Source organism: Roseovarius sp. (assembly GCF_030373445.1).
In the GTDB taxonomy this organism is placed as follows: domain Bacteria; phylum Pseudomonadota; class Alphaproteobacteria; order Rhodobacterales; family Rhodobacteraceae; genus Roseovarius.
Window position 1 is genome coordinate 257,429 of record NZ_JAUCYU010000005.1, and the last position, 22,728, is coordinate 280,156.

At 67.0% G+C, this 22,728-nt stretch carries 22 protein-coding genes; 14 read left to right on the forward strand and 8 right to left on the reverse strand.

Annotated elements, in window-relative coordinates:
• The first annotated feature begins 27 nt into the window (after window positions 1-27).
• The 11 genes from QUV18_RS11595 to QUV18_RS11645 all read left to right on the forward strand — a co-directional run bounded on the left by QUV18_RS11595 (window position 28) and on the right by QUV18_RS11645 (window position 10,704).
• A complete protein-coding gene (locus QUV18_RS11595; RefSeq protein WP_300894083.1) occupies window positions 28-300 on the forward strand; it encodes a hypothetical protein in 273 nt (90 codons plus the stop codon).
• A gap of 4 nt (window positions 301-304) precedes the next feature.
• A complete protein-coding gene (locus QUV18_RS11600; RefSeq protein ID WP_300894084.1) occupies window positions 305-568 on the forward strand; it encodes a hypothetical protein in 264 nt (87 codons plus the stop codon).
• A gap of 39 nt (window positions 569-607) precedes the next feature.
• Complete coding sequence (murB, locus tag QUV18_RS11605; RefSeq protein ID WP_300894085.1) at window positions 608-1,540, forward strand: UDP-N-acetylmuramate dehydrogenase; 933 nt, start codon at window positions 608-610, stop codon at window positions 1,538-1,540.
• A gap of 59 nt (window positions 1,541-1,599) precedes the next feature.
• Window positions 1,600-2,514, forward strand: a complete 915-nt coding sequence (locus QUV18_RS11610) for a D-alanine--D-alanine ligase (protein ID WP_300894086.1) — start codon at window positions 1,600-1,602, stop codon at window positions 2,512-2,514.
• Window positions 2,502-3,374 carry a cell division protein FtsQ/DivIB gene (locus QUV18_RS11615; protein ID WP_300894087.1) on the forward strand — a complete coding sequence of 291 codons (873 nt, stop codon included), beginning with the start codon at window positions 2,502-2,504 and terminating at the stop codon, window positions 3,372-3,374. Before QUV18_RS11610 ends, QUV18_RS11615 begins: the two co-directional genes overlap by 13 nt.
• Window positions 3,374-4,708 (forward strand): cell division protein FtsA, encoded by a 1,335-nt coding sequence (gene ftsA / locus QUV18_RS11620; protein ID WP_300894088.1) that lies wholly within the window; start codon window positions 3,374-3,376, stop codon window positions 4,706-4,708. Before QUV18_RS11615 ends, ftsA begins: the two co-directional genes overlap by 1 nt.
• A 172-nt stretch (window positions 4,709-4,880) precedes the next feature.
• Complete coding sequence (gene ftsZ, locus QUV18_RS11625) at window positions 4,881-6,518, forward strand: cell division protein FtsZ (protein WP_300894089.1); 1,638 nt, start codon at window positions 4,881-4,883, stop codon at window positions 6,516-6,518.
• A gap of 215 nt (window positions 6,519-6,733) precedes the next feature.
• Complete coding sequence (gene lpxC / locus QUV18_RS11630) at window positions 6,734-7,657, forward strand: UDP-3-O-acyl-N-acetylglucosamine deacetylase (RefSeq protein ID WP_300894090.1); 924 nt, start codon at window positions 6,734-6,736, stop codon at window positions 7,655-7,657.
• Between the two features lie 117 nt (window positions 7,658-7,774).
• On the forward strand, window positions 7,775-8,623 hold the full coding sequence (locus QUV18_RS11635) for an outer membrane protein assembly factor BamD (RefSeq protein WP_300894091.1): 849 nt from the start codon (window positions 7,775-7,777) through the stop codon (window positions 8,621-8,623).
• Between the two features lie 40 nt (window positions 8,624-8,663).
• Window positions 8,664-10,313, forward strand: a complete 1,650-nt coding sequence (gene recN / locus QUV18_RS11640) for a DNA repair protein RecN (protein ID WP_300894092.1) — start codon at window positions 8,664-8,666, stop codon at window positions 10,311-10,313.
• Between the two features lie 4 nt (window positions 10,314-10,317).
• Window positions 10,318-10,704, forward strand: coding sequence for a hypothetical protein (locus tag QUV18_RS11645; RefSeq protein WP_300894093.1), 387 nt, complete (start codon window positions 10,318-10,320; stop codon window positions 10,702-10,704).
• A gap of 3 nt (window positions 10,705-10,707) precedes the next feature.
• Here the strand turns inward: QUV18_RS11645 and QUV18_RS11650 are convergent, their stop codons facing one another.
• On the reverse strand, window positions 10,708-11,490 hold the full coding sequence (locus tag QUV18_RS11650) for a dienelactone hydrolase family protein (RefSeq protein ID WP_300894094.1): 783 nt from the start codon (window positions 11,488-11,490) through the stop codon (window positions 10,708-10,710).
• 10 nt (window positions 11,491-11,500) lie between these two features.
• Window positions 11,501-12,877 (reverse strand): FAD-linked oxidase C-terminal domain-containing protein, encoded by a 1,377-nt coding sequence (locus tag QUV18_RS11655; protein ID WP_300894095.1) that lies wholly within the window; start codon window positions 12,875-12,877, stop codon window positions 11,501-11,503.
• 87 nt (window positions 12,878-12,964) lie between these two features.
• Between QUV18_RS11655 and QUV18_RS11660 the strand changes: the two genes are divergently transcribed.
• Window positions 12,965-14,653, forward strand: coding sequence for a chloride channel protein (locus QUV18_RS11660; RefSeq protein ID WP_300894096.1), 1,689 nt, complete (start codon window positions 12,965-12,967; stop codon window positions 14,651-14,653).
• A gap of 18 nt (window positions 14,654-14,671) precedes the next feature.
• Here the strand turns inward: QUV18_RS11660 and QUV18_RS11665 are convergent, their stop codons facing one another.
• The 6 genes from QUV18_RS11665 to cobS form a co-directional block, all read right to left on the reverse strand.
• On the reverse strand, window positions 14,672-15,013 hold the full coding sequence (locus tag QUV18_RS11665) for a DUF427 domain-containing protein (protein ID WP_300894097.1): 342 nt from the start codon (window positions 15,011-15,013) through the stop codon (window positions 14,672-14,674).
• A 79-nt stretch (window positions 15,014-15,092) separates the two neighbouring features.
• Entirely contained in the window at window positions 15,093-16,892 is a 1,800-nt protein-coding gene (locus tag QUV18_RS11670; protein ID WP_300894098.1) for an aminopeptidase P family protein, read from the reverse strand.
• A gap of 208 nt (window positions 16,893-17,100) precedes the next feature.
• Entirely contained in the window at window positions 17,101-18,972 is a 1,872-nt protein-coding gene (cobT, locus tag QUV18_RS11675; RefSeq protein ID WP_300894099.1) for a cobaltochelatase subunit CobT, read from the reverse strand.
• A 91-nt stretch (window positions 18,973-19,063) separates the two neighbouring features.
• Window positions 19,064-19,471, reverse strand: a complete 408-nt coding sequence (locus tag QUV18_RS11680; protein ID WP_300894100.1) for a hypothetical protein — start codon at window positions 19,469-19,471, stop codon at window positions 19,064-19,066.
• A gap of 71 nt (window positions 19,472-19,542) precedes the next feature.
• Entirely contained in the window at window positions 19,543-20,232 is a 690-nt protein-coding gene (locus tag QUV18_RS11685) for an aspartate/glutamate racemase family protein (protein ID WP_300894101.1), read from the reverse strand.
• 40 nt (window positions 20,233-20,272) lie between these two features.
• On the reverse strand, window positions 20,273-21,259 hold the full coding sequence (cobS, locus tag QUV18_RS11690) for a cobaltochelatase subunit CobS (RefSeq protein ID WP_300894102.1): 987 nt from the start codon (window positions 21,257-21,259) through the stop codon (window positions 20,273-20,275).
• A 180-nt stretch (window positions 21,260-21,439) separates the two neighbouring features.
• Between cobS and QUV18_RS11695 the strand changes: the two genes are divergently transcribed.
• Together QUV18_RS11695 and QUV18_RS11700 are read left to right on the forward strand one after the other, a co-directional pair.
• On the forward strand, window positions 21,440-21,943 hold the full coding sequence (locus QUV18_RS11695) for a sigma-70 family RNA polymerase sigma factor (protein ID WP_300894103.1): 504 nt from the start codon (window positions 21,440-21,442) through the stop codon (window positions 21,941-21,943).
• Window positions 21,940-22,638 (forward strand): anti-sigma factor, encoded by a 699-nt coding sequence (locus tag QUV18_RS11700; protein WP_300894104.1) that lies wholly within the window; start codon window positions 21,940-21,942, stop codon window positions 22,636-22,638. Before QUV18_RS11695 ends, QUV18_RS11700 begins: the two co-directional genes overlap by 4 nt.
• Window positions 22,639-22,728: the final 90 nt, after the last annotated feature.

Consider the following 22,728-nt stretch of genomic DNA (forward strand, 5'->3'; position numbering starts at 1 on the left):
CGGGCCGGGGCCAGCCTAAGGTTCCGGATGGTCTATATCCTGCCCTTGCTCTGCTTCGTCATTCCGCTGATTGCCGGCGTGGTGCTGGTGCGTGCGGGGCGTGGCGTGGTCGTCGCGGTGCTGGTCGTTGTGCTGGCGGGTCTGCTGGCCTGGACGATCTGGCGCGGGCAACTGGCCACGGGCATGGACGGGCTCGGCTATGCGATCATGGCGATGCTGATGTGGGCGCCGGGGATCCTGGGGCTGCTGGTGGGCAGTGCCGTGGGCTGGGGGCAGCTGCGGAAGGGGCAGCGGGGCTGAGGGCGTGGTCTGGTTCGTCATCATGGGAAGTGCCGGGGTGCCAGGCCTGATCGGCCTGTGGGCCGCGCGGCGCGGGGCGGGCCGGTGGGTGCTGGCGATGGCGGGAGTTTACCTGGCGCTGATCCTGTGGGGCCTGTCGCGGGCGGGGCAGGCGGACGGTCTGGCCTGGGGCATGGCCGGGCTGCTGATCCTGGGGCCGGGGCTGATCGGGTCGCTGGCGGGCGGCGGGATCGGCTGGCTGGTGCGACGGCGGGCGGGCGAGAGCTAGGGGCTTGCGGCGGCGGGCGCGGGCCAGTAGCAGGATTTCATGACAAATATGCCAGAGACCCGCGGGAAGCTGACGCCGGACCGCCCGCTTTCCGACCTCACTTGGCTGCGCGTGGGCGGGCCGGCGGATTACCTGTTCCAGCCTGCGGATGCGGAGGATCTTGCGGCGTTCCTGAAGGCGCTCGACCCGGAGGTCGCGGTGTTCCCCATGGGCGTCGGCAGCAACCTTATCGTGCGCGACGGGGGCCTGCGGGCCGTGGTGATCCGGCTGGGCCGTGGGTTCAACGGCATCGAGATGGAGGGCAACCGGGTGACGGCCGGCGCCGCCGCGCTTGATGCGCACGTGGCGCGGAAGGCGGCGGACGGGGGTGTCGACCTGACCTTCCTGCGGACCATCCCCGGCGCCGTGGGCGGGGCGGTGCGGATGAATGCCGGGTGTTACGGCACCTATACGGCGGATGTGTTCGTCGAGGCCAGGGCCGTGACGCGGGCGGGGGAGGTGGTGACACTGACCGCGGATGATTTGAATTTCCGCTACCGGCAGACCGACCTGCCCGAGGGCTGGGTGATCACGCAAGCCACGTTCGAGGGGCCGAAAGGCGTGCCGGAGGAGCTGCACGAGCGGATGACCGCCCAGTTGCAGAAGCGCGACGAGACCCAGCCCACGAAGGACCGGACCGCCGGATCGACCTTCCGCAACCCGGCGGGGTTTTCCAGCACGGGGCGCGCCGATGACGTGCATGACCTGAAGGCATGGAAGGTGATCGACGATGCCGGGATGCGTGGCGCACGGCGCGGCGGGGCGCAGATGAGCGAGAAACATTCCAACTTCCTGATCAACACGGGCGGGGCCACGGCCGCCGATCTGGAAGGTTTGGGCGAGGAAGTGCGAAAAAAGGTTTTTCAATCCAGCGGAATAGAGTTACATTGGGAAATCATGAGGGTCGGCGAACCGGCCCCGGATAGCCAATAAGGCGGTTTAACGAAAAAGGGCCGGAGAACGGCCCGGGACATTGAGGCACCAAGGTGGGTATGTCGAGCAGGACACCCCCGAAAGTGGCGGTAATCATGGGCGGCCCGTCGGCCGAGCGAGAGGTTTCGCTGTCGACTGGGCGGGAATGCGCCGCCGCGTTGCGGGAAGCGGAATGTAACGTGATCGAGGTCGATGCCGGCCGCGATCTTTCCGATCGTCTGACAGAGATTGCGCCCGATGTCGTCTTCAACGCCCTGCATGGGCGATGGGGCGAGGATGGCTGTGTGCAGGGGGTACTGGAATGGCTGCAGATCCCTTATACCCATTCCGGCGTGCTGGCCTCGGCGCTGGCGATGGACAAGCAGAAGACCAAGGCGGCCTATGTCGCGGCCGGGCTGCCGGTGGTGGACAGCATCATCGCGCCCGCCGCAGAGGTGAAGGTGCGGCACGTGATGGAGCCGCCCTACGTGGTGAAGCCCAACAACGAAGGCTCGTCGGTGGGTGTCTACCTTGTGCGGGAAGCGGCGAACACGCCGCCGCAACTGTCGGATGACATGCCGGAGCAGGTGATGGTCGAGCAATACGTGGCCGGGCGGGAACTGACCGCGTCGGTGATGGGCGACCGGGCGCTGACGGTGACGGATATCATCACCGAGGGCTGGTACGATTATCACGCCAAGTATGCCGAGGGCGGCTCGCGCCACGAGGTGCCGGCGCAGGTGCCGCAGGAGATTTTCGACGCCTGCATGGACTACGCGCTGCGCGCCCACGAGGTGCTGGGCTGTCGCGGGCTGAGCCGGACCGATTTCCGCTGGGACGAAAGCAAGGGCCCGGGCGGGCTCGTGCTGCTGGAAACCAATACGCAGCCGGGCATGACGCCCACCTCGCTGTCGCCCGAGCAGGCGCAGAAGGTGGGGATCTCGTTCCCGGAACTGTGCCGCTGGCTTGTGGAGGATGCGTCGTGCAACAGGTGACGACACGGAACGACCCGGCGCCGTCGCGGCTGACCTATCGCTTGCAGCGGCTGATGCTGACGCCGCTCTTCCGTATCCTGCTTCGGGTGGGGGTGCCGTTCTGCGTAACCTTCACAGTGGCGACGGTCTACCTTTCGGATGCCGGGCGGCAGGAGGCGATCCAGACGGCCATCGCCGACCTGCGCAAGCAGATCGAGACGCGGCCCGAATTCATGGTCAACGAGTTGACCGTCGAGGGGGCGAGCGCCGGGGTCGAGGACGATATCCGCGAAATCTTCCCCTTCGACCTTCCGTCGAGTTCCTTCGATATCGACCTCGAGCATGTGCGCAACATGATCGTCGGGCTGCCGGCTGTGGCGGAAGCCAGCGTGCGCGTGCGGCAGGGCGGGGTGCTGGTGGCGCAGGTGAAGGAGCGCGAGCCGGTCGTCGTGTGGCGCACCTGGGACGGGCTGGGGCTGGTCGACAAGGACGGCTACGTGGTGTCGGAAATCGCCTCGAGGCTGGAGCGCGCCGATTTGCCGGTGATCGCCGGCAAGGGCGGGTCGAAGGACGTGAGCGGCGCGCTGGACATCCTTCAGGCGGCGGCGCCGCTGGGGGACCGGGTCAAGGGCCTCGTGCGGATGGGCGAGCGGCGGTGGGACGTGGTCATGGACCGCGGCCAGCGCATCCTGCTGCCCGAGGAGAACCCGGTGCGGGCACTGGAACGGGTGATCGTGCTGGACGAGGTGCAGGACATGCTGGAGCGCGACGTGGTCGTCGTGGACATGCGGCTGGCCGAGCGTCCGACGGTGAGAATGAACGACCACGCGGTCGAGGAATGGTGGCGGGTAACCGAGATGATGGCAGGGACGGATAACTGATGATCGAGCTTTACGATTCCCAACGGGCAATGCGGAACATGCGCAAGGCGGCCATCCAGCGGGGCGTGGTCGCCGTGCTGGACGTGGGCACTTCGAAGATCGCCTGCCTCGTGCTGCGGTTCGACGGCACCGAGCGGCTGCAGGATCAGGACGGGATCGGCACGCTGGCCGGGCAGGCGGGTTTCCGGGTGATCGGCGCGGCGACGACGCGTTCGCGCGGGGTGCGTTTCGGCGAGATCGCCGCGATGCAGGAGACCGAACGCGCCATCCGCACGGCGCTTCAGGCGGCGCAGAAGATGGCGAATATCCGTGTCGATCACGTGATCGCCTGTTTCTCGGGGGCGAACCCGCGGTCCTACGGGCTGGCGGGGCAGGTGGATCTCGAGACCAACACGGTGAGCGAGCAGGATATCAGCCGGGTACTGTCGGCCTGCGACGTGCCGGATTACGGCGATGGGCGCGAGGTGCTGCATGCGCAGCCGGTGAACTTCGCGCTCGACCACCGTTCGGGCCTGTCGGACCCGCGCGGGCAGATGGGGCAATCGCTGTCGACCGACATGCACATGCTGACGGTGGATGCCGACGCGATCCAGAACCTCGCCCATTGCGTGAAGCGGTGTGACCTCGAACTGGCGGGGCTGGCCTCGTCCTCCTACGTGTCGGCGATCTCGGCGCTGGTCGAGGACGAGCAGGAGCTGGGCGCCGCATGCATCGACCTCGGCGGCGGCAGCGCGGGCATTTCGATCTTCATGAAGAAACACATGATCTATGCCGACAGCGTGCGGATCGGCGGCGAGCACGTGACCGGCGATATCTCCATGGGGCTCCAGGTGCCCAAGACGGTGGCCGAGCGGATCAAGACCTTCTATGGCGGCGCCGTGGCCACCGGCATGGACGACCGCGAGGTGATCGAGATCGGGGGTGAAACCGGCGACTGGGAACACGACCGGCGCAAGATCTCGCGGGCGGAACTGATCGGCATCATGCGGCCGCGGATAGAGGAGATCCTCGAAGAGGTGCGGGCGCGGCTGGATGCGGCGGGGTTCAGCTACCTCCCGAGCCAGCAGATCGTACTGACCGGCGGGGGCAGCCAGATCCCCGGGCTGGATGGCCTGGCGAGCCGGATCCTGGGCCAGCAGGTGCGGCTGGGACGGCCGCTCAGGGTACACGGGCTGCCGCAGGCGGCGACGGGGCCGGGCTTTGCCAGCGCGGTGGGGATGTGCCTTTTCGCGGCGAATCCGCAGGACGAGTGGTGGGACTTCGAGATTCCCGTGGATCGCTACCCGGCGCGGTCGTTGAAGAGGGCCGTAAAATGGTTCAAGGACAACTGGTAACCGCAATATGTGGCTGAATCGGCGAAATCCCGCGTTCGGAGCAAAGAAATCAGCCATATTTTGTGTTTTTCAGGTGTTTTTTGGGTGACGGAAAGCCCAAGCATCGTTAAGATCGGTGAAATATAGGCGGAAAAAGCCCGGCATACGGGCAAAACAGCAGGCGGACAGAGCAATGACATTGAACCTCACGATGCCAGGTCAGGAAGAATTGAAACCCCGGATCACCGTATTCGGCGTCGGCGGGGCAGGCGGCAACGCGGTCAACAACATGATCGAGAAGCGGCTCGAAGGGGTCGATTTCGTCGTCGCCAACACGGACGCGCAGGCGCTGAGCCAGTCGAATGCCGAGAACCGCATCCAGCTGGGCGTGAAGGTGACCGAGGGCCTGGGCGCCGGCGCCAAGGCCTCGATCGGGGCGGCCGCCGCCGAAGAGAACATCGAACAGATCGTCGACCACCTGGCCGGCGCGCATATGTGCTTCATCACCGCCGGCATGGGCGGTGGCACCGGCACCGGCGCCGCGCCGATCATCGCGCAGGCCGCCCGTGAGCTGGGCGTGCTGACCGTGGGCGTCGTGACCAAGCCGTTCCAGTTCGAGGGCGGCAAGCGGATGAAGCAGGCCGAGGACGGCGTGGATGCGCTGCAGAAGGTCGTCGACACGCTGATCATCATTCCGAACCAGAACCTGTTCCGGCTGGCGAACGAGAAAACCACGTTCACCGAGGCGTTCTCGATGGCCGATGACGTCCTCTACCAGGGTGTGAAGGGCGTGACCGACCTGATGGTCCGGCCCGGCCTGATCAACCTCGACTTTGCCGACGTTCGCGCCGTGATGGACGAGATGGGCAAGGCGATGATGGGCACCGGCGAGGACGACGGCGAAGATCGCGCCATCCAGGCCGCCGAGAAGGCCATCGCCAACCCGCTGCTGGACGAAATCAGCCTGCAGGGGGCGAAGGGCGTCCTGATCAACATCACCGGCGGGCACGACCTGACCCTGTTCGAACTGGACGAAGCGGCGAACCGCATCCGCGAGGAAGTGGATGCCGATGCCAATATCATCGTCGGTTCGACGCTGGATCCGGCCATGGAAGGCATGATGCGGGTGAGCGTTGTTGCCACCGGTATCGACGCCAGCAACGTGCATACCGATATCCCGGTGCCGCGCCGCTCGCTGGCCGAGCCACTGAAGCCGGCGCGTGAGCACGTGGCCGAGCCCGAGGCGCCGGTCGCCGAGGTGCCGCAGGTGGCCGCGATGACCGAACAACCCGCCGCGGCCGCGAAGGCCGAGGCCGAGCCGACCCTGTTCAACGGTTTCGACGCACAGAGCGCCGCCGCCGAGGACCAGTACGAGGATATCTTCGGCTCGGACGAGGACGAGGCGATCGACGATGACGGTCTGCCCGCGCCGGCCTACCAGCCTGCGCCGGAACCGGAGGCGCCCGTTGCCGCAGACGAAGAGGATATGCGCGAGAGCTTCGTGGCGCCGCGCGGCCCGTCGCTGGGCGAACCGTCGCCCGACGCCATGGCCCGCCTGCAGGCGGCGGTCGGCCGCAGCCCGGCCCAGCAGCCGCGTGCCGCGGAACCCGCCCCGCGCGAAACCGCGGCGAGCGGCGAGAAATCGCGGTTCGGCATCAACTCCCTCATCAACCGGATGACTGGCAGCGGCAGCGAAGCCGCACAGGGCGGCGCGCGCCCGGCCCGTCAGCAACCGCCGGTTCACTCGCGCCAGGCGCCGCAGGAAGACGCCTACGAGGACGAGGACGACCAGATCGAAATTCCCGCTTTCCTGCGCCGCCAGGCGAACTGAACAAGCGAAAAATCACGCAGGAAAAGGGCCGTTTTTGACGGCCCTTTTTCTTTGTTTTCAGGGCCTTGAGGGGGAGGGCGATTCGGGTAGGCGGATTGTTGCCAAGTCCCTTTCCGGCATGTTTCAGGCCGTTGCAAAGATTGAGTTGTTAAACGCGGGCCCCGTAATTAGACATTTTTGTAACACGAACTGCCCGAACCCGATCGAGGTTAACCTTGCAGAATACGATCAAAACCGCTGTCTCCTTTTCCGGCGTCGGCCTGCATTCCGGCCAGCCGGCACGGGTTACGATCCGTCCGGCCGGTCCGGATTGCGGGATCGTATTCCGCCGGACCGATTGCGCGCTCGGGCAGAACGACATTCCCGCCTTGTGGGATCACGTGCTGCAATCGCCGCTCTGCACCCGCCTCGTCAACCGGCACGGCGTCGAGCTTTCGACGGTCGAGCATATCATGGCGGCGATGGTGGGGTGTGGCATTCACAACGCGCTGGTCGAGGTGGCGGGGCCGGAAGTTCCGATCATGGATGGCAGCGCCTCGGTTTTCGTGCGGGGAATCCTGTCGAAGGGCATCCGCCCGTCGCACGCGCCGGTGAAGGCGATCCGCATCCGCAAGCCGGTCGATGTGCGCCGCGGCGACGCGATGGCACGGCTGGTGCCGCACGAGACCTTGCTGATCGAGTTCAGCATCGATTTCGAGGATGCCGCGATCGGCAGCCAGAAAAAGACGCTCAACATGTCGAACGGCAGCTTCGTGCGCGAGTTGGCCACCAGCCGGACCTTCTGCCGCCAGGCGGACGTGGACGCGATGCTGGCCAACGGGCTGGCGCAGGGCGGCAACCCCGGCGTCAACGCCGTGGTGTTTGACGGCGACCGGGTGATCTGCCCCGGCGGCCTGCGCCACTCCGACGAGCCGGTGCGGCACAAGATGCTGGACGCGCTTGGCGATCTGGGCCTGGCCGGCCTGCCGATCCTTGGCCACTACCAGGGTGACAGGGCGGGTCATGCGCTGACCAACGACCTGCTGCGCGCGCTTTTCGCCGATCCGGAAGCCTTCGAGGTGGTCGAGTGCGATGCCGAAATGGCAGCCCGCCTGCCGGGCGCCGGTGTGCATCCGCGGGAAATTCCCGAGGTCGCCTGATTAGGCGGCACGGAAAGGCGCCAAAGTGATTTTGCATCACGGATTTATGTGCTAGGACCAAACCCGATCGCCGGATTTGGTCCGGCCAATTTTTGCAACTGGGTGAGTTCTGACATCATGACATCGGCGAAGTTTCGTACCGGTCTGGCGGGCATTCTGGTGGCAGGTCTGGCGCTGTCCGGCTGTGGGGGCGCAGACAGCGTCGAGCGGGGCGACGCCAATTACGAGAACTTCACCGCCCAGCAGATCTTCGAGCGCGGTGAATATGACCTTGCGCGGAACAACCCGGAACTGGCGGCGAGCGTCTTCGGCGAGGTGGAGCGGCTTTATCCCTATTCGGAATGGGCCAAGCGCGCGGTGATCATGCAGGCCTATGCCTACCACGAGGCCCAGGATTACGAGAACAGCCGCTCGGCCGCGCAGCGCTATGTCGATTTCTACCCGACGGACGAGGATGCGGCCTATGCGCATTACCTTCTGGCGCTGAGCTATTATGACCAGATCGACGAGGTCGGCCGCGACCAGGGCCTGACGTTCCAGGCGCTGCAATCGCTGCGGACGGTGATCGAGCGCTATCCCGACAGCGAATATGCCAAGTCCGCGGTTCTGAAATTCGACCTGGCCTTCGACCATCTCGCGTCGAAGGAGATGGAGGTGGGCCGCTACTATCTCAAGCGCAGCCACTTTACCGCGGCGATCAACCGGTTCCGCGTGGTGGTCGAAGACTTCCAGACGACGACCCACACCGCCGAGGCGCTGCACCGGCTGGTCGAGGCGTACCTGTCGCTGGGCCTGACCGACGAGGCACGCACCGCCGGGGCCATACTGGGCTACAACTTCCGTGGCACCGAGTGGTACGAGGACAGCTACAAGCTGCTGACCGGCCGGGGCCTGACGCTGGAAGCGGTCGGCGACAACTGGCTGCGGCAGGTGTATCGCCAGATGATACAGGGGCGTTGGCTGTAGAACAGGGTGGGGAGACTCACCCGTCCGACGGGTTGGCCTGATGCTGCGCGCACTTGATATCCGCGACATCCTGATCATCGACCACCTCGAGCTGGAATTCCGGCCGGGGCTGAACGTGCTGACCGGGGAAACCGGCGCGGGAAAGTCGATACTGCTCGATTCCCTCGGCTTCGTGCTGGGCTGGCGCGGCCGGGCCGAGCTGGTGCGGCAGGGAGCCGAGCAGGGCGAGGTGATGGCCGAGTTCGACCTTGCGCCGGGGCATCCGGCGCGGGCGGTTCTGGCCGAGGCCGGGCTTCCGGAGGACGACACGCTGCTGCTCAGGCGGGTGAACACGCGGGACGGGCGCAAGACGGCCTATGTCAACGACCGGCGGTGTTCGGGCGAGGTTCTGCGGCAATTGTCGGACACGCTGGTGGAACTGCACGGGCAGCAGGATGATCGCGGGTTGCTGAACACTCGCGGCCACCGGGCGCTTCTGGACGATTACGGCGGGCTGGAGGGCCAGCGCGGGGCCGTGCGGCAGGCGTGGCGCGAGATGCGCGAGGCGCGGGGAGCGCTGGAAGAGGCCGAGGCGGCGCTGGAGAAGGCGCGGGCGGACGAGGATTTCCTGCGCCATGCGGTGGGTGAACTGGACAAGCTGGCGCCGGAGCCGGGCGAGGAGGAGGAGCTCGACCGCCGCCGCCGGATGATGCAGGCGGCGGAACGGATTCGCGAGGACGTTGCGAAGGCACAGGCGGCACTGGGCAACGAAGGGGCCGAAGGGGCGGCGGGCGATGCCCTGCGCTGGCTGGAGGGTATATCGGACAGCGCCGAGGGCGAGCTGGACGAGCCGATCGCGGCGATCGGCCGGGCGATGGTGGAACTGGACGAGGCGGCCTCGGGCGTGGCGAGGTTCCTCGATGCGCTGAGTTTCAACCCGGCGGAGCTGGAAGAGGCCGAGGAGCGGCTGTTCGCGATCCGGGCGCTGGCGCGGAAGCACGGCGTGATGGCGGATGATCTGGCGGTATTTGCCGATGACCTGCGCAGCCGGCTGAACGCGGTGGAGCAGGGGGACGCGGATATCGCGGCGTTGCGGAGTGCGGTGAAGACCGCCGAGGCGGCCTATGGCAAGGCGGCGGAGGCGTTGAGCGCGGCGCGCAAGGAGGCGGCGGCGAGGCTCGACACGGCGATGGGCAACGAGCTGGCACCGCTGAAGATGGAGCGGGCGGCGTTCGAGACGAAGGTCGAACCGGCCGAGCCCGGCCCCGACGGGCAGGACGCCGTGACCTTCACGGTCGCCACGAACCCCGGTGCGCCGGCCGGGCCGCTCAACAAGATCGCCTCGGGCGGGGAGTTGAGCCGGTTTCTTCTGGCGCTCAAGGTCTGCCTGACCGGGGAGGACAGCGCTGTCACGATGATCTTCGACGAGATCGACCGGGGCGTCGGCGGGGCGACGGCGGATGCCGTGGGCCGGCGGCTGGCACGACTGGCGGAGCAGGGGCAGGTGCTGGTGGTGACGCATTCGCCACAGGTGGCCGCCCGCGCCGCGCATCACTGGCAGGTGGCCAAGCGGGTGGAAGGCGAGCAGACGCTGTCGACCGTGGCGCCGCTGGCGGGGCCGGCAAGGGTGGACGAGATCGCCCGGATGCTGTCGGGCGACACGGTCACGGCCGAGGCGCGCGCGGCGGCCGAGGCGCTGATGGCGGGTTAGGCCGATGGGCCGGGTCGTATCCGCCGGGGCGGTTTACTTTCTTCTGGTTTTTGCGGCGGGGTTTGCGCTTGGGACGTTCCGGGTGCTGGTTCTGCTGCCGCGCCTCGGAGAGCTGACAGCGGTGATGCTTGAATTGCCGCTGATGCTGGCGATCTCGTGGGTCTGCGCGGGATGGCTAGCGGGCCGGTTTCACGTTCCCGGCACGGTGGCGGATCGGCTGATGATGGGCGGCGTGGGATTCGGGCTGCTGATGGTGGCAGAGTGGATGCTAGCGGTTTTCGTGTTTGACCGCCCGTTGGCCGCGCAACTCGCGCATTACGCGACGTGGCCCGGCGCGATCGGGCTGGCCGGGCAAGTGGCGTTCGGGGTGATGCCGGTCTTGCGCCGCTAGGTGTCAGGGCCGGGCGAGGTGGCGCTTGAAGAAGGCGATCATCTTTTCCCGGCTGTCTTTCTCTGCCGCCGGGTTGTTGCCGACGAGATGACCCTGAAAGCGCTGCTCGGGGATCTTCAGGTCGAAGCTGTGCGCGGCGCCGGGGTAGACATGCACGGCATATTCGGCCCCATTGGCGGTGATCGTGGTGCAATCGTCGGGTGGCACCCAGTCATCGGCCTCTCCGCCGAAGACGATAAGCGGCGTGGTCAGGGTGGCGTTCGATCCCAGCCGGTTGAAGGCGCCGCACCACGGGTAGAAGGCCGCCAACGCGCGGAACTCCCGCGTGTCGCGCTGTGACAGGCGGATGGTGACGCTGCCGCCGTTTGACTGGCCCATGGCGAAGATATTGGCGTTGTCGATTTCCGGGCGGGTTTCGAGATACGCCTTTGCGTCGCGGGCGTCCTGCATCCGGTAGCGGCGGGCGTCGCCGAGACGCTCGTAGGTCTCGCAGACGTGGCCGCCGCCGATGCCCCTCGGGCCGAAGCTGTCGAGGATGAGGGCGGCGAAGCCTGCGGCGTTGAGCGCCTCGGCGTGGAGGTCGAGCGCCTGGGCCACCGACGGCTGCAGCCCGCCGCAACCGTGCAGCAGGAGGACGGCGGGGTGCGGGCCGGGGCCGTCGGGCAGGTGCAGGCTGGCCTCGAGCGTGACGGGGATGCCGTCGCGGCTGGTCTCGGCGGGGAAGGTAACGGGTTCGGCCAGCGCCGGGGTGGCGAGGCAGGCAAGGAGGGTGAGGAGGCGCAGCATGGGGGCGGGCTCAGTTGCGGGGTGGCACGAGCTTGCCGGGGTTCATGATGTTGTCGGGGTCGAGCGCGGCCTTGATTGCGCCCATCACCGGCCACGCGCCGCCATGCTCGCGTTCCATGTAGCCCAGCTTGCCGACGCCGATGCCGTGCTCGCCGGTCGAGGTGCCGCCGAGCGAGAGGGCGAGATCGACGAGCCGCTTGGAGGCGTCGAGCACGCGCTGTTTCTCGTCGGCGTCGTCGGGGTCGAAGAGCAGGATGGCGTGGAAGTTCCCGTCACCCACGTGGCCGAGGATGGGGCCTTGGACGTCATGCGCCGCGAGGTCGGCGCGGCAGGTTTCGACCGCCTCGGCCAGCCGCGAGATCGGCACGCAGACATCCGTCACCACCGCCCGGCAGCCGGGGCGGGAGGCGATGATGGCGTGATAGGCGTTGTGCCGCATGGTCCAGAGCGCGTTTCGCTCTTCCGGCCTGGTGGCCCAGTCGAAGCCCGACCCGCCATGCTCTTCCGCGATGGCGCCGAAGGTTTCGGCCTGTTCGGCGACGCCCGCGTCGGAGCCGTGGAATTCCAGCAGCAGGTGCGGCTTTTCCGGCAGGGTCATGTTGGAATAGGCGTTCACGGCCTTCACGCTGTCGATATCGACCAGCTCGATCCGGGCGACGGGCAGGCCCATCTGGATCGTGTCCATGACGCAGTTCACCGCCTGGTCCACCTCCGGGAAGGCGCAGACGGCCGAGGAGATGGCCTCGGGCGTGCCCTGCAGGCGCAGGGTGAGCTCGGTGATGAGGCCCAGCGTGCCCTCGGAGCCCACGAACAGCCCGGTCAGGTCGTAGCCGGCCGAGCTTTTGCGGGCGGCGCTTCCGGTGCGGATGACCTCGCCGGTGGCGGTGACCACCTCGAGCGCCATGACGTTGTCGCGCATCGTGCCGTAGCGCACCGCCGTGGTGCCGCTGGCGCGTGTCGAGGCCATGCCGCCCAGCGAGGCGTTGGCACCGGGATCGACCGGGAAGAACAGGCCGGTGGCGCGCAATTCCTCGTTCAGGGCCTGGCGGGTGACGCCGGGCTGGACGCGCACGTGCATGTCTTCGGGCGAAACTTCGAGAACCTTGTTCATCCGGGAGAAATCGACGCAGACCCCGCCTTCGAACGCCTGTGCCTGGCCCTCCAGCGAGGTGCCGGTGCCCCAGCCCACCACCGGGCAGCGATGTTCGGCGCAGATCTTCAGGATGCCCGCCACCTCCTCGGTATTGTCGGGATAGGCCACGGCATCGGGGGGCGTGAGGGGAAAGTAGGTCTCCGATTCGCCGTGCTGAGCCAGTTCACCCTTGGAGCATGTCAGCCGTTGTCCTAATAAGGTGGACAACGCGCCGATCGCAGCCTGGATAGTCATGCAAATCCCTCTCTCCCGTTCACGTGCCAAACCTAGTCGAAGCGGCACCTGGGGAAAAGCGGGGGCACGCCGGGAATTGCCGGTGGCATGACACAATCGTCGCGGCATTTCCTGGGTGGCAAGATCAACGCGGCGGAGCGGGCGGCAAGAAACGGCTGGCGCGTGCTGCTGGACAAGGGGCCCAGCCAGTTCCAGTTCTGGCTGATCGCACTGGCCATCGGGATCGCGGCCGGCTTCGCGGCGCTTTTGTTCCGGCGCGGGATCGATACGTTGCAAAGCTGGGCGTACAGCGCGCAAGGCATGGCCTATGTCCACAGCGCGGCGGCGGCCTTGCCGTGGTACTGGGTCATGGCGGTGCCGATCCTTGGCGGGCTGGTGGTGGGCGTCATCCTGCACCGGTTCACGCCGGACGGGCGGGTGCGGTCGGTTTCGGACGTGATCGAGGGCGCGGCGTTGCAGGAGGGCCGGGTCGAGGGGCGCGTCGGGCTGGCCTCGGCGGCGGCATCGATCATCACGCTCGGCACCGGCGGATCGAGCGGGCGGGAAGGGCCGGTGGTGCACCTGGCGGGCGTGATTTCGTCCTGGGTGAGCAACCGGATCAACGCAGACGGCGTGACCGGACGCGACCTTCTGGGCTGTGCCGTGGCCGCGGCGGTGTCGGCCTCGTTCAACGCGCCGATCGCCGGGGCGCTGTTCGCGCTGGAGGTGGTGCTCCGGCATTTCGCGCTGCATGCCTTCGCGCCGATCGTCATCGCCTCTGTGGCGGGCACGGTGATCAACCGGCTGGAATTCGGCGATGTGACCGAGTTCACGCTGCCGGTGGCCAGTGCGCTGGAATTCTACGTGGAACTGCCGGCCTTCCTGATCCTCGGTTTGGTTTGCGGGCTGGTGGCGACGGCGCTGATGCATGCGATTCTCTTTGCCGAGGACATGGCGAATTTCGTGCAGATGCGGACGCGGATGCCGCGCTGGCTGCGCCCGGCGGTGTCGGGGGCGCTGCTGGGGCTGCTGGCGATCTGGTTTCCGCATATCATCGGGGTGGGCTACGAGACGACGTCGCTGGCGCTGACGGGTCAGCTTGTGCTGCACGAGGCGATGGTGTTCGCCGTGCTCAAGGTGGTGGCCGTGGCCATCACGCTGGGCGGGCGGATGGGCGGTGGCGTGTTCTCGCCCTCGCTGATGGTGGGGGCGCTGACGGGGCTGAGCTTCGGGCTGATCGCGACGGGGCTGTTTCCGGAGGTGTCGGGATCATCGACGCTCTACGCGCTGGCCGGCATGGGGGCGGTGGCCGCCGCCGTTCTGGGCGCGCCGATCTCGACCACGCTGATCGTGTTCGAGCTGACCGGCGACTGGCAGACCGGGCTGGCGGTGATGGTGGCGGTGTCGATGTCGACGGCGCTCGGCTCGAACCTCGTGAAGCGGTCCTTTTTCCTGACCCAGCTCGAGCGGCGAGGCGTGCAGGTGGCGGCGGGGCCGCAGGCCTATTTGCTGTCGATGTACATGGTGTCGAACGTCATGCGGCCCAAGGGCGCCGAGAAGGCCGCGCCCGAAGAGCGGTGCTGGGAACTGATCGGCGAGGGGGTCTATGTCGATGGCGGCGCCACGCTGGAGGCGGCGATGGCGGTGTTCGAGCGGACGGCTGTGCCCTTCGTGCCGGTGGTGACGCTGACCAAGGAGGGCGAGCCGCCCGAACTGCTGGGCGCGCTCTTCCATGTCGATGCGCTCAAGACTTATAACCGCGCGCTGGCGGCGGTGTCGCGGGAGGAGCACAGCTAGGCGCCGCCCGCTCTGCCCTCAGATTCGTTCGACGGTCACGTTCTCGTTGGCGTAAAAGGCGATGTGGCCCTTGATGCGCTCGACATCCGGTTTCGGGTCTTCGTAGCTCCATGCCGCGTTCTGGAGTGTCTGGCTTTTCGTGACAATCGAATAGTAGCTGGCGTCGCCCTTGTGCGGGCAGTGGGTCGTGTGGTCGGTCTCGTCGAGGAAGGCCATGGCGATATCGCCGCGCGGGAAATAGATGATGTCGGGGTGGCCGTCCTCGCTGAGGACCAGCGCGTCGCGGCTTTCCACGAGGATGGCGCCGCCCGCGCGCACGGTCCATGTGCCTTCGGCCTTGCGGATCTTGATCGTCGTCATGGTTCTTGTCCCTCCCCGGTATGCGTCATGTCTTGCGGTGTCTTACACCGATTTGCCGGCCCCGTGTGACACCAATGTGTCACAGGGGCGCGGTTGCGGCCTCGAGCCAGTCGTGCGCGGGCCCGGTCAGGCGTGGGCCGATCTTGTCGAGGCAGGTGGCGTGGTAGGCGTTGAGCCAGTCCTTCTCGGCGTCGGTCAGCATGTCCACCTCGATCAGGCGGCGGTCGATGGGCACGAAGCTGATGGTTTCGAAGCACAGCTTGCCGGTCTGGTCGCCGCCGGGCAGGGGCTCGGCCTCGGTCACGACGACGAGGTTCTCGATGCGGATGCCGAAGGCGCCTTCGCGGTAATAGCCCGGCTCGTTCGAGACGATCATGCCGGGTTCCAGCGCCACCTCGCCGGCGCGCGACAGGCGCTGCGGGCCTTCGTGCACGCAGAGGTGGACGCCGACGCCGTGACCGGTGCCGTGCGCGTAATCCTGGTCGGCCAGCCACAGCGGGTAGCGCGCCAGAACGTCGAGGTCACGCCCCGCCAGCCCCTTGGGCCAGCGCGCGCGGCTCATGGCGATCATGCCCTGCAGGACGCGGGTGAAGGCCGCGCGCTCCTCGGGCCCTGGCGTGCCCACGGGCAGGGTGCGGGTTATGTCGGTGGTGCCGTCGACATATTGTCCGCCGCCGTCGAGCACCAGCAGGTCGCCGTCTTCCAGCGTGCGGTTTGACTTTTCCGTCACCCGGTAATGTGCCAGCGCGCCGTGGGGGCCGGAGCCGGCGATGGTGTCGAAGCTGATGTCGAGCAATTCGTTCGTGGCGCGTCGCTCGACCTCGAGCTTGGTGACGACGTCGATCTCGGTGATGGTGCCGGGGGGCTGGTCGTCGTACCAGGCGAGGAACTGGCAGAGCGCCGCGCCGTCGCGGATATGGGCGGTGCGGGTGGCGGCGATCTCGGATTCGGTCTTGCGGGCCTTGGGCAGGATGCACGGGTCGTCGCCCCAGACGAGCGGCACGCCGGTCTCTTCCAGTTGCCTGGCGACCCACAGCGGCACGCTCGACCGGTCGAGCCGCACCGGCCCGGTCAGGCTGTTGAGGCCGGGGCCGAAGGCGTTGGTGGGGCGGATCAGCACCTCTTCGCCCAGGTGCGCGCGGACCTCGTCGTTCAGTTTTTCCGCACCGACATAGAGCGTGAGCTGACCGGTGTCGTGGAGCACGGCAAAGGCATGGGCGACCGGGTTGCGGGGGATGTCACTGCCGCGGATGTTGAGCAGCCAGGCAATGGAATCGGGCAGGGTGAGCACGGCGGCTTCCTGTCCGGCGTCCTTCAGCCCGGCGGCGAGGCGGGTGCGTTTCTCGCCATGGGTCTCGCCGGCGAGGTCTTCGGGGTAGACGCGGATGGCGCCCTGCGGCGGGGCGGGGCGGTCGGGCCAGATGCGGTCGATCAGGTTGGCGCAGGGGCGCAGGCGGATATCGCTGCCCGCCAGACCCTTTTCGAGCGCGTCGATCTGTTCCGGGGTGTAGAGCCATGGGTCGAACCCGACCTCGCCGCTATCGAGGTTGTCTTTCAGCCATTGGGCCGGCTTGACCTCGGGCCAGTCGACGGGGGTGAAATGGGCGGTGTCCACCTGCGTCTTGACCTGCGCCCGGTAGCGCCCGTCGACGAAGACGCCGGCCTTGTGGGTCAGGGCGATGCAGAACCCGGCCGAGCCGGTGAAGCCCGTGAGCCACGCCAGCCGGTCGTCGCAGGGGGCCACGTATTCGCCCTGATGCGCATCGGCGCGGGGGACGAGGAAACCGGCCAGTCCTTCGGCCGCCATCGCCTCGCGCAGGGCGGCCAGGCGGGGCGGGCCCTGTTCCGGGCTGGCGGTGTCTTGGAAGGTCTGGAACATGGTCGGCCCCCGGGCGATTGCGTCAGCTTGACATTGCTAAGGGAGGGGCAGGGCAAGATCAATGCGGTAATCCCCTGCCGCCACGGCGCACGGAAGGAAAGGTGCGGGATATGAGTATTTCAGGAAAGATGAAGGCGGGCACCGCGCCAGGCTTCATCTTGCCCCAAATATTCCCGCCGGAGGCATCCGACGGCGCGGCGGGATGCCTTCAGCTGGCTTTCTTGATCCCCATGACGCGGGCGCGGGCGCGCGGGTCGCTGTCGAAGAGCGCTGCCAGCTGTTCGGTCATGGCGCCGGCCAACTGGTCGGCGTCGGTGATCGTAACCGCGCGGTCGTAATAGCGGGTCACGTCGTGGCCGATGCCGATGGCCAGCAGTTCGACCTGCTTGCGCTTCTCGACCATGGCGATCACGTCGCGCAGGTGCTTTTCGAGGTAGTTGGCCGGGTTGACCGACAACGTGCTGTCATCGACCGGCGCGCCATCCGAGATCACCATCAGGATCTTGCGCTGTTCACGGCGGTTGACGATGCGGCGGTGGGCCCATTCCAGCGCCTCGCCGTCGATATTCTCTTTCAGCAGCCCTTCCTTCATCATCAGCCCGAGGTTGTTCCGGGTCCGGCGCATGGGGGCGTCGGCGTTCTTGTAGATGATATGGCGCAGGTCGTTGAGGCGGCCGGGCAGTTGCGGGCGGCCCTCGTTGAGCCATGTCTCGCGCGATTGCCCGCCTTTCCAGGCACGGGTGGTGAAACCGAGGATCTCGACCTTTACCTGGCAGCGCTCCAGCGTTTTCGACAGGACGTCGGCGCAGATCGCCGCGATCGAAATCGGGCGGCCGCGCATCGAGCCGGAATTGTCGAGCAGGAGTGTCACGACGGTATCGCGGAACTCCATGTCCTTCTCGACCTTGAAGGAAAGCGGCGTCGTGGGGTTGGCCACCACGCGCGCCAGGCGCCCCGCGTCGAGGATGCCTTCCTCGCGGTCGAACTCCCACGAACGGTTCTGCTGGGCCTGAAGCCGGCGCTGCAGCTTGTTGGCGAGGCGCGACACCGCGCCCTTGAGCGGTTCGAGCTGCTGGTCGAGATAGGCACGGAGGCGTTCCAGCTCGACCGGCTCGGCCAGCTCTTCGGCGGCGATTTCCTCGTCGTAATTGGTGGAATAGACCGTGTAGTCGGGATCGGCCTCGGAAATCGGTTGCGGCGCCGGGGGCTCGAGGGGTGCTTCTCCCTCGGGCATCTCGGTCTCGTCGCCCATCTCCTCGTCGGCCATGTCATCCATGCTGACCTGGGCCTGGGCGTCGTCCTGCTGTTCTTCCTGGCTTTGCTCGGGATCGGCGTCGGCCTGTTCCTCGTCGCTCTCGTCCTGGCCGGTGCTGTCGGGCTGCTCTTCTTCCTGGGCTTCCTGGTCGGCCTCGTCCTGATCGTCATCGGGCGCGTCGGGGTCGTCGCCCAACTGGTCGCCGTAACCCAGGTCCTTGATGATCTGGCGGGCGAAGCGGGCAAACTCGGCCTGGTCGGAGAGCTTGGCCTGCAGGTCCTCGAGCGTGCCGCCGGCGTGATCCTCGATGAAGCCCTGCCAGAGTTGCATGACGTTGTCGGCAGCGCGCGGCAGGGTGCGGCCGGTGGCGAGGTGGCGGATGAGGTAGCCCGCGGCGACGGGCAGCGGCGCCTCGGACGGGTCCTTGATCTGGTCGTAGCCGCGGCGCAGGGCCTCGGCGCCGATCTTGGCGTCGATATTGCCGGCGGTGCCGGGCATGTGGCGGGCGCCCATCGCCTCGCACCGGGCCGATTCCATGGCGTCGTAGAGCTCGCGCGCCATCTCGCCCGGCGGGGTGTAGCGGGCCGAGACACCGGCGTCATGGTACTTGTGGCGCAGCGCCAGCGCGTCGGCGGTGCCGCGGGCCTGCAGGACCTCGTCTTTCGACATGCGCCGGCTGATCTGGGGCAGGCGCATCGCCTCGCCCGTCAGGCCGGCGGGATCGACCGAGTAGGTGACGGACAGGTCGGGGTTGTCGGCGAGCACCTTGGTCGCCTCGGCCAGCGCCTTCTTGAAGGGATCGGCAGGGTTGTCGGACTGAGCCATTAAGCGCGCCTTACGCATCGTGTTCGTGATCAGGGGCAACCTAGTGGGATTGCACCGGATTGACCAGTGGGGGCGATGCGATTCCGGGGGCTTACAGGATCATCCGGGTGCAGGTGTCGATCCGGCGGGCCATGTCGGCGCGGGCGCGGGCTGCGCGGGTGTCATCCTCGCCATACTCGGCGTGGCGCAGGAGGAGGGCGATCTCGGTCCAGCCATAGGCGCGCCAGCGCTTGGGTGCGCCGGGGTCGACGCCGGCCTCCGTGACATGGGGAAGAAGGGCGTCGAGCATGTCCTCGAATCCGAGCTGCTTCTGCCGCGTATCGGTGGATTGCGGGTCATGGATGGCGCCCTGCCGCGTGGCGAGTGCCTGAAGCCGGCCGGCGCACGTGGCGAAGGCCTGGGCCTGTTCCATCGGGGAAAGCGTGCCCGCATTGGCGGAGGAGATGCCTGTCGCTGCCAGAAACGCCACCACCGCCGGGGTGATCGTTTTGTGCCTCATGTCAGCAGGGTATGAATATGTATATACCCTGTCAATACATAGAATATACGTTACGCGCCGGGCGTGGCGGATCAGCCCGCCGCCGGTTCGGCCTCTCCCGAGGCGATCCGCGCGAGAAGGTCGACATGAACATCAAGCGCATCGATGACCGGATAGCCCGCGTCCTGCCCGTCGAAGGCGAGGTTCAGGTCGGTGCCGGCCAGCACGATGGCCCGGGCCCCGTGATCGTTGATCATGCGGCGGCCCGCGTCGAGGAAGAGGTGCCGCTGGTCGGGCGTACAATGGCCGGCGACCGCCATGTCGGTGTAGGCCTGACCCAGATGCGCGGCTTCATCGTCGAGGGCGACCGCGCGGGTGGCTTTCAGTTGCCCGTAAAGCCGCGTCTGCATGACCCTTCGCGTGCCGAGCAGACCTACGCTGCTCAAGCCCAGGCTTTCGAAATGGGCATCGAGGGGGGCGACGGCCGAGACCAGTGGCAATGCCGAAATGGCTTTCGTCTCTTCGAAACAGAAATGCCCGCCTATCGAGGTGATGACAGCGCAGTCGCATCCCGCCGCCTTGAGCCGGTCGATGAGCCGGGCGTAGATCTCGGCCTGTGCCCGCCGGTCGTCGGCGTTGTTGTTGCGGATCAACTCCTGAACGTCGGCATGGACGATGGTAAGCTCGAGGCGCTGTTGACGCTTGTTCATCAGCGTGGTCAGGCGGCGGTAATATTCCACCGTCGCCGCCACGCCGATACCGCCGATCAGGCCGATGTGCATGACACGGCTCCAGTTTCGCGGGGCCTGCCGTTCTGCCGCATCACCCCAGGCTGACGCTCGCCGCGCTTTCCGGCAGTTCCTCGTCGAAGCAGCGCTGGAAGAACTCGGCCACGGTCTGGCGTTCGAGCTCGTCGCACTTGTTGAGGAAGGTCAGGCGGAAGGCATAGCCCACGTCGCGGAAGATGTGGGTGTTCTGTGCCCAGTTGATCACCGTCCGTGGGCTCATGACCGTCGAGAGGTCGCCGTTCATGAAGGCCGTCCGCGTGAGGTCGGCCACTGTCACCATCTGGCTGACCTGCTGGCGGCCGTCCTTGGTGTTGAAGAGCGGGTTCTTGGCGAGAACGATGTTGGTTTCCGCGTCGTGGCTGAGATAGTTCAGCGTTGCCACCATGGACCAGCGGTCCATCTGAGCCTGGTTGATCTGTTGCACGCCGTGGTAGAGGCCGGTCGTGTCGCCCAGGCCCACCGTGTTCGACGTGGCGAAGAGACGGAAGCAGGGGTGGGGGGTGATGATCTCGTTCTGGTCGAGCAGGGTGAGCTTGCCGTCATGTTCCAGCACGCGCTGGATGACGAACATCACGTCGGCGCGCCCGGCATCGTACTCGTCGAACACGATGGCGACGGGGTTGCGCAGCGCCCAGGGCAGGATGCCCTCGTGGAACTCGGTCACCTGCTTGCCGTCGCGCAGCTTGATCGCGTCCTTGCCGATCAGGTCGATCCGGCTGATATGGCTGTCGAGGTTCACGCGCACGGCGGGCCAGTTGAGGCGGGCGGCGACCTGTTCGATATGGGTCGACTTGCCGGTGCCGTGGTAGCCCTGGATCATCACGCGGCGGTTGTGGGAGAAGCCCGCGAGGATGGCCAGCGTCGTGTCGGGGTCGAACTTGTAGGTGGTATCCAGCTCGGGAACCCGGTCGGTGCGGTCGGAAAAGCCGCGCACGACCATGTCGGTGTCGATGCCGAACACGTCGCGCACCGAGATCTCCTCGGTCGGTTTGGCATTCGTGTCTATGGTTCCATCCGCCATTCGTCGGGTCCTCTGGGTTCGCATCGTGAATTTCGCCACGTGGTGCAACATAAAGCCGGAAAGGGCAAGGGGTAGGGGAAGTTTTGCTGGACGTCCCGTTCAACTGACTTACCCTAGGTCGAAACGAGTTGGTGTGTAATGTCGTCTGAGCTTCAGGAAATCGAAAATCTGATCGCGCGAATGGCCCTGAAGGACCGGGCGGCCTTCCGCAACCTCTATTCCCGCACCTCGGCGAAACTATTCGGCGTTATCCTGCGTGTCTTGGACGACCGGGCCGAGGCGGAAGACGTGCTGCAGGACGTTTATGTGAAGATCTGGAACAACGCCGACCGATACCGCGCCAATGGCCTGAGCCCGATGACGTGGCTCATTTCCATCGCCCGCAATGCGGCCATCGACCGCAAGCGGCGGGCGCGGCACTCGACCAGCGGCGACGTTCTGACGGCCACGCTGGCCGACCCCGCGCCGGGCCCCGAGACGATGGCGATCCGGGCGTCCGAACGCAACCGCCTGGACGGGTGTTTCGGCGAACTGGACCATCAGCACGCCGATGCCGTGCGGCGCGCGTACCTGGAAGGCGATACCTATGCCGAACTGGCAGAGCGGTACAACGTGCCGCTCAACACGATGCGAACCTGGCTGCGGCGCAGCCTGTTGAAACTGAGGGAGTGCCTGTCTCGATGAGCGGCACCACGCCAGACCCGAACGACGACGTCGTTCTTGCAGGGGAGTACACCCTGAGCCTGCTGCCCGAGGAGGAACTGGCGGCGTTCGAGGCGCGCCTGGCGTCCGAACCGGCGCTGCGGCGTATCTGCGCGATCTGGGCCGAGGAATTTTCGGGCTTTGCCGATGACGTGAAGCCGGTGACGCCGCCGGAGGATGTTCAGACCCGCGTGGAGATGCGTCTTTTTGGCGAGAGCGCGCCCGAGCGTCGCACCGGGCTGTGGCAACGGTTCGGGCTGACCGGGCTGGCCGTGGCAGTTCTGGCCGTGCTGTTGTTCGTGTCGTCGGATTTCCTCGACCAGGGCCCACTGCCGCCGGAAACGCCGGCATACACCGCCGAAGTTGCCGCCGAGGACCGCAGCCTCGTGGTCGAGGCGGCCTATGACGCGGAAAACGCGGAGCTCTATGTCGAACGGCTGGCAGGCGAGGCAGCGGAGGGTCGCTCGCTGGAGCTGTGGCTGATCGCGGGCGAGAACGCGCCGGTGTCGCTGGGCGTACTGCCGCCGGATGAGCGGGCGCTCTTTACCGTGACGCCCGAGTTGCAGGAGGCCCTGTCGGGCGGGGTTCTGGCCATCTCGGACGAGCCCGAAGGCGGCTCGCCCACGGGCGCGCCGACCGGGGCCGTTCTGGCAACCGGCCCGATCACGGATGCGTGAGACTGCGCGTTTTTCACATTTTCTCTGAAACTCTGGCCGCCGCCCGTCCGTGGGTTGTCGCATGTTCGGGCAATGACGCCCGGTACGACA

Bases quoted from the DNA above. Each gene is read 5' to 3' on its own strand.
- QUV18_RS11595 (WP_300894083.1), top strand. From the start codon at position 28: ATGGTCTATATCCTGCCCTTGCTCTGCTTCGTCATTCCGCTGATTGCC.
- murB (WP_300894085.1), top strand. From the start codon at position 608: ATGACAAATATGCCAGAGACCCGCGGGAAGCTGACGCCGGACCGCCCG.
- QUV18_RS11610 (WP_300894086.1), top strand. From the start codon at position 1,600: ATGTCGAGCAGGACACCCCCGAAAGTGGCGGTAATCATGGGCGGCCCG.
- ftsA (WP_300894088.1), top strand. From the start codon at position 3,374: ATGATCGAGCTTTACGATTCCCAACGGGCAATGCGGAACATGCGCAAG.
- ftsZ (WP_300894089.1), top strand. From the start codon at position 4,881: ATGACATTGAACCTCACGATGCCAGGTCAGGAAGAATTGAAACCCCGG.
- QUV18_RS11635 (WP_300894091.1), top strand. From the start codon at position 7,775: ATGACATCGGCGAAGTTTCGTACCGGTCTGGCGGGCATTCTGGTGGCA.
- recN (WP_300894092.1), top strand. From the start codon at position 8,664: ATGCTGCGCGCACTTGATATCCGCGACATCCTGATCATCGACCACCTC.
- QUV18_RS11645 (WP_300894093.1), top strand. From the start codon at position 10,318: ATGGGCCGGGTCGTATCCGCCGGGGCGGTTTACTTTCTTCTGGTTTTT.
- QUV18_RS11650 (WP_300894094.1), bottom strand. From the start codon at position 11,490: ATGCTGCGCCTCCTCACCCTCCTTGCCTGCCTCGCCACCCCGGCGCTG.
- QUV18_RS11655 (WP_300894095.1), bottom strand. From the start codon at position 12,877: ATGACTATCCAGGCTGCGATCGGCGCGTTGTCCACCTTATTAGGACAA.
- QUV18_RS11660 (WP_300894096.1), top strand. From the start codon at position 12,965: ATGACACAATCGTCGCGGCATTTCCTGGGTGGCAAGATCAACGCGGCG.
- QUV18_RS11665 (WP_300894097.1), bottom strand. From the start codon at position 15,013: ATGACGACGATCAAGATCCGCAAGGCCGAAGGCACATGGACCGTGCGC.
- QUV18_RS11670 (WP_300894098.1), bottom strand. From the start codon at position 16,892: ATGTTCCAGACCTTCCAAGACACCGCCAGCCCGGAACAGGGCCCGCCC.
- cobT (WP_300894099.1), bottom strand. From the start codon at position 18,972: ATGGCTCAGTCCGACAACCCTGCCGATCCCTTCAAGAAGGCGCTGGCC.
- QUV18_RS11680 (WP_300894100.1), bottom strand. From the start codon at position 19,471: ATGAGGCACAAAACGATCACCCCGGCGGTGGTGGCGTTTCTGGCAGCG.
- QUV18_RS11685 (WP_300894101.1), bottom strand. From the start codon at position 20,232: ATGCACATCGGCCTGATCGGCGGTATCGGCGTGGCGGCGACGGTGGAA.
- cobS (WP_300894102.1), bottom strand. From the start codon at position 21,259: ATGGCGGATGGAACCATAGACACGAATGCCAAACCGACCGAGGAGATC.
- QUV18_RS11695 (WP_300894103.1), top strand. From the start codon at position 21,440: ATGGCCCTGAAGGACCGGGCGGCCTTCCGCAACCTCTATTCCCGCACC.
- QUV18_RS11700 (WP_300894104.1), top strand. From the start codon at position 21,940: ATGAGCGGCACCACGCCAGACCCGAACGACGACGTCGTTCTTGCAGGG.